Source organism: Thalassobaculum fulvum (assembly GCF_014652915.1).
In the GTDB taxonomy this organism is placed as follows: Bacteria; Pseudomonadota; Alphaproteobacteria; order Thalassobaculales; family Thalassobaculaceae; genus Thalassobaculum_A; species Thalassobaculum_A fulvum.
Genome location: NZ_BMZS01000012.1, coordinates 235,227 through 248,618, shown reverse-complemented (window position 1 = coordinate 248,618; position 13,392 = coordinate 235,227). Strand labels below are relative to the sequence as shown.

Genomic DNA, 13,392 nt, shown 5'->3' with positions numbered 1-13,392 from the left:
AATTCATGACCGGGCGACGGGGTGGCCGGCGGCTCCCGGATCGCCGCACGCGGCGTCCGGGATGGCGGCCGGGCGGGCGACGCAGGTGGCAGGATCCACGCGCTGCCGGATCCGTGCACAGCCCTGAGCGACGCCGCGCGCGACGGGGCGTCGGGGGGCGAGGCGCCTGGAACGGCTTTGGTGCGCTTCGCGGCTGGCGGCGGCTAGAACAACCGCAGCTTCGACTGTGGGCTGTTTTTTTGGTTCGCCAAGGAAAGCGCCGTGGTGCCGACCTGCTGCCTGGCCTGAAGCTGCGCCGCGCTGGTCCCCTGCTCGTTCTGATCGGCCAGCGTCAGCTTGTTCGACCCATCGGTAAGAGCCGCCGTCGCCTCCGCCTCGGCCTGCTGCCGCTTCTCGTCCTGCAGGTTCGCAGCGGTCCTGGTCGAATTCGCAGCGGCATTTGCCGCATTCGCCGCAGCCCTGGCCGGGTCGACCGCCGAACTTGCCGTCGCCACGGACTTCTTGGCGTTGTAGGCCTTGTTGTACAGCGCGATGCGCCCATTCTGCGCCTGCTGCCTGCACGCGGCGATGTGATCCATGCGGGCCTTGCCGCTGCTGGGGGCCCGGGCGATGCACTGCGTCATCGGCAGAGCGGCCGCATTGCCCTTCGCCGAGGCCGCGGCAGCCGAGCATTGCTCACCGGTCGTGCCGGCGGACGCACACCGCTGCTGCGCCGCACTCTTCGCGGCGGCGGCGTCCTGCTGGGCCTTCGACTTGGCCGAGGCGACGCTTTGCTGGACCTTCGACTTCGCCGCGGCGGTCGACTGGGCATTCGCCTCGGCGGCCGTCAGAGTCGCCAGGACCAGGACACCGAGGCCCAGGGCCCGAAGCGCATGCCCCAGCGCGGTACCGGTCCGCCGACCGGCCCCGATCGCCTGCATCGTCCGCTCAGCGAGATGGCCGCAACCGTGTTCAAACCCCGACTCCGACAGACTCGACATCGCAGTTCTCCTCACCCGAAGGAATTATCTTGGATTTGTCTCCAATCTTTCGTCAACGTGTATTCGCTTCCGGCGCGTCGCGGACCTCCGAGCGGACTCAGCGATAAAGCGTTCGCGCCAAGTCCTCGAACAGCCGTTTCAGGCGCCCGTCCCGGTACCAGTCGTCGGAGGCGAAGTCGCCATCCTCGGTCAGGTCGAAGAAACGCCGGCCCGACATGCGCTTCAGGGCCAGCTGGATCGAAGACCGCTCGGTCATCCGGTCGAGCACCCGGCGCAGCCGGTTCTGCACATGCGGGTCCCGCATGGCGTCGGTCAGCCGCGCCGGAGCCACGTCGCCGAGCCGGCGCGGGGTGATCGCGACCAGGACCGAGGAGCGGTAGCGCAGGTCGGACTGCCGGTCGAACAGCCACTGCACCACCGGAATATCCTTGAGCACCGGCGTGCCGTCGTCGGTCGAGGTCGAGCCGGCCTCGGTCAGGCCGCTGACCAGGATGGTCTGGCCGTAGCGGGCGGTGACGCTCGCCGCGACACTGGTGCGGGTCGTCGACAGGGTCTGGGAGAACGTGCTGGCGGCGCCGAGCGCCGAGGTCGCAAGCGACGAGCGCGCCACCTTGACGTTGAGGTTCAGGGTCTCGTCGTCGATGACGGTCGGCGTGATCGACAGGCTGACCCCGATCGGCCTGTCGGTGATCGTGCTGGACGAGCTGTCGCTGCCGGCGACGCCGATCGTGACGATCGATCCGGAGAAGAACGTCGACGGCAGGCGGTCGATGGCGACCAGCGCCGGCTGCGAGATGATCTCGCTGGTCGACTGTACCGAATTGGCGATGTCGAGCGCATAGGCGATGTAGTTCGTGGTCGGGGAACTGCCGAGATCGATGCGGAAGCTGCGCACGTTGGTGGAGTTGGTCACCGACGACGAGCCGTTGGCCGTGGCGGTCGTCTCGGTGAAGCTCAGGCCGCCGGTCGCGAAAACGCTCAATGCGTTCAGCAGGTTCACGCCGTAACGGCTACCGATCGCCTCGTTCGACTGGATGATCGCGGTATCGAGCATGACCGCCGGCGGCGCCGGGGCCCCCGGGCAGGGCCGCGGGATCGCCGGCAGGCGCTCGGTCTCGTCGCCGCTGGCGTTCGGGATCCCCTGCATCTCCGACATCGTCGGCAGCGCGATTCCAGGTTCCGGATCGCACGCGAACCAATGGCCGGCCGGCTCGACGGCGACCGAGGGATCCGGCTCCCCGGTGCCGGGCGTCGTCTCGGCCGGACCGGCCGGATCGGCCGGCAGGCCGGCGGCCGAGTCCTGCAGCGCCCCGACCCGCTGTTCGAGCTGCGCCAGCTGCACCCGGTCGTAGCCGTATCTTCGTTCCAGGGCGGCGAAGGCGGGGCGCGCCGTCGTCGGATCCTGCAGGACGCCGGCGAGCAACGCGTCCAGCCGCAGCATCGTCGCGCTCTCCAGGCCGCGGCCGCCTGCGTCCTCGCGCACCGATCGGGCGATCGCGAGATCGCCGGCGTACCAGGCGGCGACCAGCAGCTCGTCGAGCAGTTCCCCGCGGCCGGGCTGGCGGGCGTAGGCCTTCAGGAAGGCGTCGCGCGAAGCCTCGTAGCGGCGGGTCTGGAAGTTCAGTCGGCCGATCTGCTGGAACGGCAGCGGGCTGCGGTCGTCGAGCCGCGCCGCCACTTCGTAGGCGGTCATCGCCAGTTCGGCGGTATTGCGGCCCGCCAGGTACTTCAGGTGATAGATGGTGCCCAGCAGCAGGTGGTAGCCCATGACGTCGGGGCGAAGCTTGATCGCCGCCTGCAGACCCTCCGACGCGGCGTCCAGGTCGCCGGCCTCGAGCCGCTTCAACCCCTCCATCGCGAGTGTGGCCGGGACGTCCTTCGGATCGACATCGCGCGTCGCGGTCGACCCGGGCGGGTCAGCGGCTGGCGACCCGAAAGTCAGCGGCCCCTCGGCGCAGGCGGCGAGAAGCGTGGCCACCAGCGCCAGCGCGATCACCGCTCGGCAATCGGTCATCAATGCGCACCGGGCCATTGGCCGCCAACCGTCCCCACCCAAACGGCACCGAGGAAGAGGTTCCCGACGGACGCCGGTCACCCGACCAAGGCCGTGTCTTCCCCATGCAGGCCCTTCAAGCGCTGAGAGCATGCCTGCGGGCCGTTCCGGGTTCAATCGCTTTCGCCCTCTGCGAACGGCCTCGCGGGAATCCGGCGACGCGCTATTGCGGCGGCTCGGGCCAGGCGTTCTGGGCCGGGCGGAGCTGCTCGACCAGACGGGCGAGGCGCATCACGCCGAGATCGTCGAAGCGCTGGCCGATCAACTGCACGCCGACCGGCAGGCCGTCGTCGGTGAAGCACCAGTTCACCGAGGCCGCCGGCTGCTCCGAGAAGTTGTAGGCGACGGTGTAGGCGATGTGGGCCAGCGCGTCGTGCGGGTCCTCGTTCGGCGAGTGCGCCTCGGCCGGGTACGACACGATCGGGGCGGTCGGCGACAGCACGAAGTCGAACGCCGCCACCGCCTTGACCGCCGCCTCGCGCATCGCCACCACCTGCATGTAGGCGTCCATCACCTCGGCGCCCGAGAAACCGCCCGCCCGCCAGGTGCACCACTCGACCACGAACGGCAGGATCTTCGCGCGCTGCTCCGCGCTCAGCGCCATGACGTCGTTGTACGAGCGGGCCTCGAAGAACCGGCAGATACCGTCGAGCATGGCCGGCGTCAGGAAGGACGGGGTCTCGACCACCTCGGCGCCGGCATCGGCGAGCGCCCTGGCCGCCGCGTCGGCCGCCGCCAGCACCCCGGTCTCCGGCTCGAGGCCGGTCCCCATCTTGCGGATCAGGCCGATCCGCAGCCCCTTGGCCGACAGCCCCTCCAGTCCGGCCGCATAGTCGACCGGGTCGTAGGGCAGGCTCATGTAGTCGCGCGCGTCCGGCCGGGTGATCGCCGACATCAGCATCGCCGAGTCGCGGACGGTCCGGGTCATCGGCCCGGCGCAGCGCCCCATGAACGGTGGGTGGATCGGGATCCGGCCGAGCGACGGCTTCAGCCCGAACAGCCCGCAGTGATGCGCCGGCAGCCGCACCGACCCGCCGATGTCGGTGCCGACGTGCAGCGGCCCGTAGCCGGCGACCGCCGCCGCTCCGGCCCCCGAGGACGAGCCGGCGGTGTTGCGGTCGAGCCGCCACGGGTTGCGGGTCGTGCCGTGGATCGACGAGCGGCCGGAGGACAGCATGCCGTAGTCCGGCATGGTGGTCTTGCCGAGCAGCACGCAGCCGGCCTCGCGTACCCGGGCGGCGATCGGCGAATCCTCGGTCTTCGGCGTCGTATCGCCGATCGCCACCCCGATCGGCGCCGGATCGCCCTTGCTGACCACGTTCTCCTTGAGGGTGATCGGCACCCCGTCGAGCGGCGACAGCGGCCTGCCGTCGCGCCAGCGGGCCTCTGCCGCCTTCGCCGCCGCCCGCGCGCCGTCATGGTGCACCCGGTAGAACGCGTTGGCGTGCGGCTCCCAGGCCTCGATCCGGGCCAGCACCGCTTCGGTGACCTCGACCGGCGACAGTCGGCCGGCCGCGTAGGCCTCGGTGAGCTCGGCGGCGGAAGTCGCGTACAGCGGGGTCATGTCGGATCCTTGTGACGGAGACGGGCGGGAACGCCCCGTAACTCTCCCCGCACACGGGACCGCAGGCAAGCGCGCCGCGGGTACGTGGTCGCCCGAGCTTGGAGCGGTGGCCGGCGATCCCCTACGATGCGAGGCCGCCTTCGTCCTGGAGCCGCCTCCGGTGAACCTGAAGTTCCTCGAGACCTTCATCTGGGTCGCCAGGCTGAAGAGCTTCAGCCTCGCCGCCGAGCGCCTGAACACCACCCAGGCGGCGGTCTCCCACCGGATCGCGACCCTGGAGCGCGAACTCGGCATCCGGCTGTTCGAGCGCGACTCCCGGGACGTCCGCCTCACCCCGCTCGGCATCGACGCGCGTGAGCACGCCGAGCGGATCGTGCGGCTGGCCGCGGACTTCCGCCGCCGCATGATCAACCCGGCCAGCCTGACCGGCACGGTGCGGATCGGCGTCATCGACACCGTCGTCTACTCCTGGCTTCCGACCCTCATCGAACGGGTCAGGGAGGCCTATCCCGACGTGGTGCTCGAGCTCAACGCGGCGATCACCCCGGAGATCTCCGAGGACATCCTGGACGGGCGGCTCGACCTCGGGCTGATGAACGGCCCGGTCGACGCGCCTGGGCTGGTCAACCGCCAGCTCTGCACCTTCGCCTGCCAGTGGGTCGCCAGCCCGGCACTGGCAGTGCCCGACGGCCCCTTGGAGATCGAGGATGTCGCCCGCTTCCCGATCCTGTCGTTCCCGACCTCGTCGAGCCGCCACGGCTCGGTGGTCGGGTACTTCCAGCGCTCCGGGATCGAGAACATCCGCCTGCACACCGCCTCGCTGGCCACACTGATCCGGCTGACGACGGACGGCGTCGGACTGGCGGCGATCCCGACCGTCACCATCGAGCGCGAGATCGCCTCGGGGGCGCTGCGGATCCTGCCGGTGCGCACCGAGTTCCCGGCGATCTCGCTCTACGCGATGTATCTGGAGATGGAAGACCGCCCGCTGCCGCCGCTGATCGCGCAGATGGCGGCCGACTGCGCAACCGCCTTCTGCGCCTCGCGCGACCCGGCCGACGCCTGGTGAAGCCCCTGCCGGTTCACCCCGCCAGGGAGCCGGCGACCCGTTCCACCGCGCCGCGCGACACCGGCTTGCGCAACAGCGCGGTCGGATGGATGGCGGCGATCTCGGCATCGTCCTCGGCACCGCCGGCGATCAGCACGATCGGGACGTTGCCGAGCTCGGGATTGGAGCGGAGCCAGCCGACCGCCTCGGCCCCCGGTACGTCGCGCAGCTGCAGGTCCACGAAGATCACGCCCGGCACCGCCTTGCGGGCCGCGATCACGGCGGCCACTCCGCTGTCGACCAGGGTCACGTCCCACTCGGCTTCGAGCGCGGACCGGCACGCCTCTTGCGCCGCGGCGTCGTAGGCCACGACGAGCGCCGGCCGCCGGCCGCCCGACGATTGCGGTCCGTCGCCCTCGACCATCGGCTCCGCGTCCTCGTCCATCGGCATGGCCCTCGCGCGCCTCGAGAAGCTCGTGTCGTCCATCCGCGTCACCAGCTCCCGCCGTTGCGGCCCCAGGCTTCCTCGTCGGCGCATCCGGCGGCCAGCGCCTCGAGCTGGTCCAGGTCGAGGATTTCCACGCTCGCCGGCGTCGGCAGCGCGATCAGCCCGTCGTTCTTGAGCTTGGTGAAGGTCCGCGACACGGTCTCGACCGTGAGGCCGAGATAGTCGGCGATGTCGCCGCGCCCCATCGGCAGGTCGACACGATCCTCGCAGCCGCCGTGCTCGTCGGCGGCCAGGCTCAACAGGAAGCTCGCGACCTTCTCCGGCGCCGACTTCCGGCCCAGCAGGACCATCTGGTCCTGCGCCACCCGCAGCTCGTTCGACAATGCGTCGAGCAGCCGGCGCGCCAGGCCCGGCTCCTCGTCGATCCGCCGCTCGAACGCCGGGCGCAGGTAGCGCCGGACGGTCAGGGGCGTGACCGCCTCGGCCGTGCAAACGTACTGCCGGCGAGGGGCCAGGCCGAGAAGCTGGCCGCCCGACAGGAACCCGATGATCTGCCGGCGACCGTCGATCAGGACCTTGTAGAGGCGCAGGGTCCCGCTCACGATCTCGAACACGTCATGCGCGTCGTCGCCCTCGGAGAACAGGAGGCTTCCCGGCGCAATGCGTTGCACCGCCACCCCCGATCGCGGGATATCATGACGGACGTCGACAGCGGAGAAACCGCCGCCGGCGCGGGGACGTGACGCGATGAGTGTGTTCATGGCTGGCCTCGCCCTTGCCGAACAGGTCGCGATCGTTCCGATCGACCCTGGGTTTATCGTCGCCCGGTCACAGGGTGATGTCGGACCGCCGGCCGTTGTGTAGACAAAGCGAGACGAAGTGTGACGAACTGTAACAGGATACCGGGAAGCGACGCATGAACGAGGCTCTCCATGTCCTCGTCGTCGACGACGAGCCGAGGATCCGGACCATGGTCCGGCGCTATCTCACGGAGGAAGGCCTGAAGGTCTCCGAGGCCGGGGACGGCGCGACCATGCGGCAGGTTCTCGAGCAGGAGAGCGTCGATCTGGTCCTGCTCGACCTGGTGATGCCGGGCGAGGACGGCCTGTCCCTGGCCAGGGAGATCCGCCGGCACTCCGAGATCCCGATCATCATGGTCACCGGCAAGGGCGATCTGATCGACCGGGTCGTCGGCCTCGAGGCCGGCGCCGACGACTACATCGCCAAGCCGTTCCATCTCCGCGAGGTGTTGGCCCGGATCCGGACGGTGAGCCGGCGGACCCGCGGCCCGGCCGCGCCCGCCGCGCCGGCGGTCGCCGCGCCGGCGACGGAGACCGAGAACAACGCGGACACCCTCGCCTTCGAAGGCTGGACCCTGGACGTGCTGCGGCGCGACCTGCGCGCGCCCGACGGCCGGCCGGTCCCCCTCACCGCCGCCGAATTCGAGCTGCTGCGGGTATTCCTGCACCACCCCAACCGGGTGCTGAGCCGCGACCGGCTGATGGACCTGGCAAAAGGCCGCGACTGGGCCGCCTACGACCGGACCATCGACACCCAGGTCATGCGGCTGCGCAAGAAGATCGAGGCCGACCCGGCCAATCCGTCCCTGGTCAAGACCGTGCGCGGCGCCGGCTATCTGTTCGCGGCCGCGGTCCGGCCCGCCTGAGACGCGGCGGTCAGCAGACCACCGGCCGCAACACCTCCTCGAGATCCTGCAACGTGTACGGCTTGGCCAGCCAGCGGGCGCCCGCCGGCATCTGCCCCTCGCGGATCATCGCCGGGTCGGTGTAGCCGGACGTCAGGACGACCTGCAGGTCGGGCCTCGCCTCCAGTGCCCGGGTCGCCAGGGCGAACCCGGACATCCCGCCAGCCATCACCACGTCGGAGAACAGGATGTCCACCGGCTGGTCGCCGCCGAGCACGGTGAGCGCCGCAGGACCGCTGTCGGCCTCGAGCACGCGGTAGCCGAGCGCATGGAGGCGCCGGACCGCGACCCGCCGCACCCGCGGGTCGTCCTCGACGACCAGAACCGCCCGCCCGCGTTCCGCCGTGGCACCCGCCGCGTCGCCCGGCACGTCGGCCGCGACCAGGTCCTCCTCCCGAACCGGCAGATAGATCCCGATCGCGGTGCCTTTCCCGGGCTGGCTGTGCAGGTCGACATGGCCGCCCGACTGCTTGGCGAAGCCGTAGACCATGCTGAGACCGAGCCCGCTGCCGGCACCGGGGCCCTTGGTCGTGAAGAACGGCTCGAACGCCCTCTGCCGCACCTCCGGCGGCATGCCGACACCGGTATCCGACACCGTCAGCTTGACGTACGTACCCGGGACGATCTCGCCGGTCTCGTCGGACGCCGTCACCAGACCGGTCTCGATGGTGACGGTACCGCCGTCGGGCATGGCGTCGCGCGCGTTGATCGACAGGTTCAGCAATGCGTTCTCGACCTGTCCCGGGTCGACCATGATCACCGGCACCGCCTCGCCCAGCCGGGTCGAGATCCGCACCGTCTCGCCGAGCGTGCGCCGCAGCAGGTCGACCATGCTCACGACCATCGCGTTGAGGTCGATCGGCTTGGGGTTCAGCGGTTGCCGCCGGCCGAACGCCAGCAGGCGGCTGGCGAGCTGCGCGCCGAGATCCGCCGCCTCCTGCGCCTCGCGCAGGATGTCCCGGTCGTCGTCGTCGACCAGTCGCCGCTCCAGCAGTTCCAGGTTGCCCGAGATCACCGTCAGAAGGTTGTTGAAGTCGTGCGCGACCCCGCCGGTGAGCTGCCCCACCGCCTCCATCTTGTGGGCTTGCCGGAGCTCCTCCTCCATGCTCTGGCGGGCCGAGATGTCGCGGATGAAGCCGGTGAACACCCGGCCTTCCGGCAGCACCACCTCGCCGACCGCCAGCTCGATCGGGAAGATCCCGCCGTCCCGCCGCCGGGCCTGCACGGTGCGGCCGATCCCGATGATCCGCTTCTCGCCGGTCCGCAGGTAGCGCTCCAGGTATCCGTCATGGGCTTCGGCGTGCGGCGACGGCATCAGCAGATTGATGTTTCGTCCGATGACCTCGCCGGCGGCATAGCCGAACAGCCGTTCGGCCGCATGGCTGAACGACTGCACGATGCCCTGGCCGTCGATCGTGATGATGGCGTCGGGAGCGGTGTCGAGGACCGAGCGCAGGCGTGCCTCGCGCTCCTCGATCATCGACTGTGCCCGCTTCGCCTCGGTGACGTCGCGGACGAACTGCAGAATCGAAACGGGCTTGCCCTGCGGGTCGCGATGCACCGCCCACTGGCTCTCGACCGTTATCCGGCGACCGTCGCGGTGCCGGTGGACCATCTCGCCCTTCCACTCGCCCACCGCGAACAGCTCGGCCTCGATCGTCTCCAGCGGCGCCGGGAACACCGTCCTGAGCAGCTCGTAGAATTTCCGTCCGACCGCCTCCGCCTCCGACCAGCCGAACACGGCGGCGATCGCACTGGTCCAGATCAGGATCGTGCCGTCCGGCGCCCGGACGAACGCCGGGACGTAGTCGAGAGCATGCGCGTACTCCCGAAGCTTCTCGGAGGCGATCTCCAGCCGAATCTCGATATCTCTGTTCATCGGCGGGGTGCAGCGGCTCGATCGGAAGGACGGCGAGGACCAGTCCCGGTATTCAATCACACGCCGGCGGGCGGACCAACCCGTCGCCCGCCGCCTGCGGCGCTGGCCGCCCCCTGCCGATGGCCGAACGGTGTCGTGACGCATCGCCTCGGCTGGCTGCTTGCCCTCCCCGGTTCGGGGCGCCAGCATAGCGGTCCGTCCATCGGAGAGCGTCATGACATCAGCATCCAACATCACCGGCGGTGAAGCCGTCGTGCGATCCCTGATCGCCCACGGGATCGACACCGTCTTCGGCCTGCCGGGCATCCAGCTCGACCACTTCTTCAACGCCCTGCACGATCACGGAAACGAGGTTCGGGTGCTGAACGCCCGGCACGAGCAGGGCACTGCCTACATGGCGTTCGGCTGGGCCCAGTCGACCGGCCGCATCGGCGCGTATGCGGTGGTGCCGGGGCCGGGCATCCTGAACACCACGGCGGCGCTGTCCACCGCCTACGGCTGCAGCGCCCGGGTGCTCGCCCTGACCGGGCAGATCCCGTCCGACACCATCGGCCGCGGCCTCGGGATGCTGCACGAGATCCCCGACCAGCTCGGCATCCTGGAGCGGCTGACCAAGCACGCCGCCCGCATCAACCATCCGACAGAGGCGCCGCGTGCCGTCGCCGAGGCGTTCCGGCAGCTCCGGAGCGGCCGCCCCCGGCCGGTCGCTCTCGAGGTGCCGATGGACATCCTCGCGATGAAGGCGCCGGTCGGCGAGCCGATCCTCGGCGAGCCGGACCCGGCGCCGGCGCTCGACCCGGACCAGATCGAGGAGGCCGCGCGCATCCTGGGCGGCGCAGACCGGCCGATGATCTTCGTCGGCGGCGGCGCCTACGAGGCGGCGGAAGAGATCCGCGAGCTGTCGGCCATGCTGCAGGCGCCGGTGGTCTCGTACCAGAACGGCCGCGGCATCGTCGACGAGCGCGAACCCTATGCACTGAACCATCCCGCCGCCAACGAGTACTGGGGCGATTGCGACGCCGCCCTGGCGATCGGCTGCCGGATGCAGGTCGAGCGCACGTTCTGGGGCCTCGACGACAGCGTGAAGGTGGTGCACGTCGACCTCGACCCGACCGAGATCAACCGGGTCGCCAGACCGGCCGTCGGGATCGTCGCCGACGCCGCCCAGGCCGGCCGCGCGCTGATCGACGCTATCGCCAGGCACAACCGCAAGCGCACCTCCCGTGCCGATGAATTGGCCGACCTGCGGGCCCGGCATCAGGCCCGGGCCGAGAGCATCGTCGGGCCGCAGATGGCGTTCCTGGGCGCGTTGCGGCGGGCGCTGCCCGAGGACGGATTCTTCGTCGACGAATTCACCCAGGTCGCCTACGTCGCCCGCATCGGCTTCCCGGTCTATTCGCCGCGCACCATGGTGACCCCCGGCTACCAGGGCACGCTCGGCTACGGCTACGCGACGTCGCTCGGCGTGCAGGCCGCCAACCCGGACCGCCCGGTGCTGTCGGTCAACGGCGACGGCGGCTTCCTGTTCACCGCCAGCGAGATCGCCAGCGCGGTGCATCACAAGCTGCCGGTGGTGGCGGTGGTGTTCGCCGACGGCGCCTACGGCAACGTGCTGCGCATGCAGAAGGAGCTGCACGACGGCCGGGTGATCGGCTCGCAGTTCACCAACCCGGACTTCGCCAAGCTCGCCGAGGCCTACGGCGCCGACGGCCGCCGGGCCCGGACGCCCGACGAACTGGAGGTCCAGGTCCGCGAGGCGTTCACAGCCCGGCGGCCGACCGTCATCGAGGTGCCGGTCGGCGAGATGCCGGAGCCATGGCCGGTGATCCGCCCGGCGCCGAGCAAACCCAAGCGAAGGGAGTAGGCCATGCCCGAGGGGAAGGAGACCGCCCTGATCGTCGGTGCCGGCGCCGGCCTGAGCGCCTCGGTCGCCCGGCTGTTCGCGCGCGAGGGGATGGCCGTGGCGCTGGCCGGCCGTTCGCCCGACAAGCTCGACGCCCTGGTCGCCGAGATCGGGGCCCGGGCCTACCGCTGCGACGTCGCCGACCCGGCGAGCGTCGAAGGCCTGTTCGCGGCGGTCGATTCCGATCTCGGCGAACCCGACGTGGTGGTCTTCAACCCCTCGGCGCGGGTCCGCGGGCCGGTCCAGGACCTGGATCCGGCGGCGGTTCGCGACGCCCTGATGGTGGCGCCGTACGGCGGCTTCCTGGTCGCCCAGCAGGCGGTCCGCCGGATGCTGCCGAAGGGCCGCGGCACCATCCTGGTCACCGGCGCCTCGGCGTCGGTGAAGGGCTACGCCAACTCGTCGTGCTTCGCGATGGGCAAGTTCGGGCTGCGCGGCCTCTGCCAGTCGCTGGCGCGCGAGCTTCAACCGAAGGGCATCCACGTCGCGCACTTCGTGATCGACGGCGGCATCGCCGGGCCGCGTCGCGCCGAAGGGCCGCGGACCCCGGACGCGCTGCTGGAGCCGGATGCGATCGCCCAGACCTATCTGCACGTGCTTCGCCAGCACCGCAGCGCCTGGACCTGGGAGGTCGAGCTGCGGCCCTGGGTCGAGACGTTCTAGAGCCTGATCCGATCGCATCGAATCGATGCGATCGGTGAATCAGTCTCTAAAGCATTGAAGATAGAGCAGCTTCACGCGATCGGATGGTTCCATCCCGGTCGCGATCTGCTCTAGCCGCGCGGCTCGAACAGCACCGGCGCGTTGTGGACGTGGCCGGCGACCGGGCCCGCGGGGTCGAGAAACGCCTCGCGGGTCAGCGGCTCGCGACCGTCGGCGGTCAGCATCGCCATCGTCCAGCGGTCCGGATCGAACGGCGCCACCAGGTCGGCCAGCGAGTTGCCGAAGCCGGCCAGCTGCTGCGCGTGGACCTCGACGACGAAGCGGGTCTCGCCAGCCCGGATCATCTGGCCGGCTCCCGCCAGGACCCGACCCTCCGCCCCCTCGACGTCGACCTTGACGATCGCCGGCGGCGGCCGGCCGGTGAACAGCGCGTCGAGGGTCAGCCGGGGAATGCTGTCGTGATTGGGGCTGGTCGCCGGATACTCGCTCTCCGCCACCTCGCCGACGCTGCCGCGCATGCCGGGCGACGGGTTCACCCGCAGGGTCGTGGCGATGCCCATGCGGTCGCCGATCTCGACGCAGAACGGATGGACGGTCCACAGGTCGTTCAGCGCGGCGTTGAGCTGGATCATCGGGATCAGCGTCGGCTGGATCTCGGCCGCGAACACCACCGCCCCGAGCGCCGCCGCCACGCACGAGACGTAGCCGACATGGGCACCGATATCGACCAGCACGTCGCCGGGCTGCACGGTTTCCTTCAGATAGCGGACCAGTTCCGGCTCGTGCACCCCGACCTTCGGCAGCACCCGGCTCATGAACATCTCGGCCGCCGGCTGGTCGGCGGCGAACCGCAGGCTGAGGCCGTCGCCGAAATCGATCTCGCGGGTCCGCCCCGTCTTCGGCAGGACGCTGCGCCGGTACTCCCGGCCGAACTCCAGGCGCTTGCCGCGCGCGACCAGCTGCCGGGTCCGCGGCGACGGGTCGACGCAGGCCTGCCATCGCAGCAGCTTGAGCAGCGTGTCGGGCAGCAGGCCGGCGATCGCCTCGCGCAGGACCTCCCCGGTCACCGCCACGGCGGCCGGCGCGCCGAGCATCCGGCGCCGCATCGCCCGAAGCTCAGCCCCCGGGCCGGACGTCTCGGTCATGTCG

11 protein-coding genes are annotated in these 13,392 nt (G+C 70.6%); 4 read left to right on the top strand and 7 right to left on the bottom strand.

Annotated features, from left to right (window positions below; genetic code table 11):
• Positions 1–203: 203 nt before the first annotated feature.
• From IE246_RS28045 to IE246_RS24085, 3 genes are all read right to left on the bottom strand, one after another.
• On the bottom strand, positions 204–980 hold the full coding sequence (locus tag IE246_RS28045) for a hypothetical protein (protein ID WP_229837469.1): 777 nt from the start codon (positions 978–980) through the stop codon (positions 204–206).
• A 97-nt stretch (positions 981–1,077) separates the two neighbouring features.
• Entirely contained in the window at positions 1,078–2,994 is a 1,917-nt protein-coding gene (locus tag IE246_RS24090) for a secretin GspD/PilQ domain-containing protein (RefSeq protein WP_189994516.1), read from the bottom strand.
• A 202-nt stretch (positions 2,995–3,196) separates the two neighbouring features.
• On the bottom strand, positions 3,197–4,597 hold the full coding sequence (locus IE246_RS24085; protein ID WP_189994514.1) for an amidase: 1,401 nt from the start codon (positions 4,595–4,597) through the stop codon (positions 3,197–3,199).
• A gap of 160 nt (positions 4,598–4,757) precedes the next feature.
• On the opposite strand from IE246_RS24085, the gene IE246_RS24080 reads away from it, so the two are divergent.
• Entirely contained in the window at positions 4,758–5,666 is a 909-nt protein-coding gene (locus IE246_RS24080; RefSeq protein WP_189994512.1) for a LysR family transcriptional regulator, read from the top strand.
• Between the two features lie 13 nt (positions 5,667–5,679).
• Here IE246_RS24080 and IE246_RS24075 read toward each other — a convergent pair whose 3' ends face one another.
• Positions 5,680–6,090, bottom strand: a complete 411-nt coding sequence (locus IE246_RS24075; RefSeq protein ID WP_189994510.1) for a response regulator — start codon at positions 6,088–6,090, stop codon at positions 5,680–5,682.
• 47 nt (positions 6,091–6,137) lie between these two features.
• Entirely contained in the window at positions 6,138–6,764 is a 627-nt protein-coding gene (locus IE246_RS24070; RefSeq protein WP_229837468.1) for a helix-turn-helix domain-containing protein, read from the bottom strand.
• 245 nt (positions 6,765–7,009) lie between these two features.
• Here IE246_RS24070 and IE246_RS24065 point away from each other — a divergent pair, with 245 nt between their 5' ends.
• Positions 7,010–7,759, top strand: a complete 750-nt coding sequence (locus IE246_RS24065; protein ID WP_189994506.1) for a response regulator — start codon at positions 7,010–7,012, stop codon at positions 7,757–7,759.
• Positions 7,760–7,769: 10 nt separating this feature from the next.
• Here IE246_RS24065 and IE246_RS24060 read toward each other — a convergent pair whose 3' ends face one another.
• Positions 7,770–9,677 carry a hybrid sensor histidine kinase/response regulator gene (locus IE246_RS24060; protein WP_189994504.1) on the bottom strand — a complete coding sequence of 636 codons (1,908 nt, stop codon included), beginning with the start codon at positions 9,675–9,677 and terminating at the stop codon, positions 7,770–7,772.
• A gap of 214 nt (positions 9,678–9,891) precedes the next feature.
• Here IE246_RS24060 and IE246_RS24055 point away from each other — a divergent pair, with 214 nt between their 5' ends.
• Together IE246_RS24055 and IE246_RS24050 are read left to right on the top strand one after the other, a co-directional pair.
• A complete protein-coding gene (locus IE246_RS24055) occupies positions 9,892–11,541 on the top strand; it encodes a thiamine pyrophosphate-dependent enzyme (protein ID WP_189994502.1) in 1,650 nt (549 codons plus the stop codon).
• Positions 11,542–11,544: 3 nt separating this feature from the next.
• A complete protein-coding gene (locus IE246_RS24050) occupies positions 11,545–12,243 on the top strand; it encodes an SDR family NAD(P)-dependent oxidoreductase (RefSeq protein ID WP_189994500.1) in 699 nt (232 codons plus the stop codon).
• Positions 12,244–12,353: 110 nt separating this feature from the next.
• Here the strand turns inward: IE246_RS24050 and IE246_RS24045 are convergent, their stop codons facing one another.
• Positions 12,354–13,388 (bottom strand): FkbM family methyltransferase, encoded by a 1,035-nt coding sequence (locus tag IE246_RS24045; protein WP_189994498.1) that lies wholly within the window; start codon positions 13,386–13,388, stop codon positions 12,354–12,356.
• Positions 13,389–13,392: the final 4 nt, after the last annotated feature.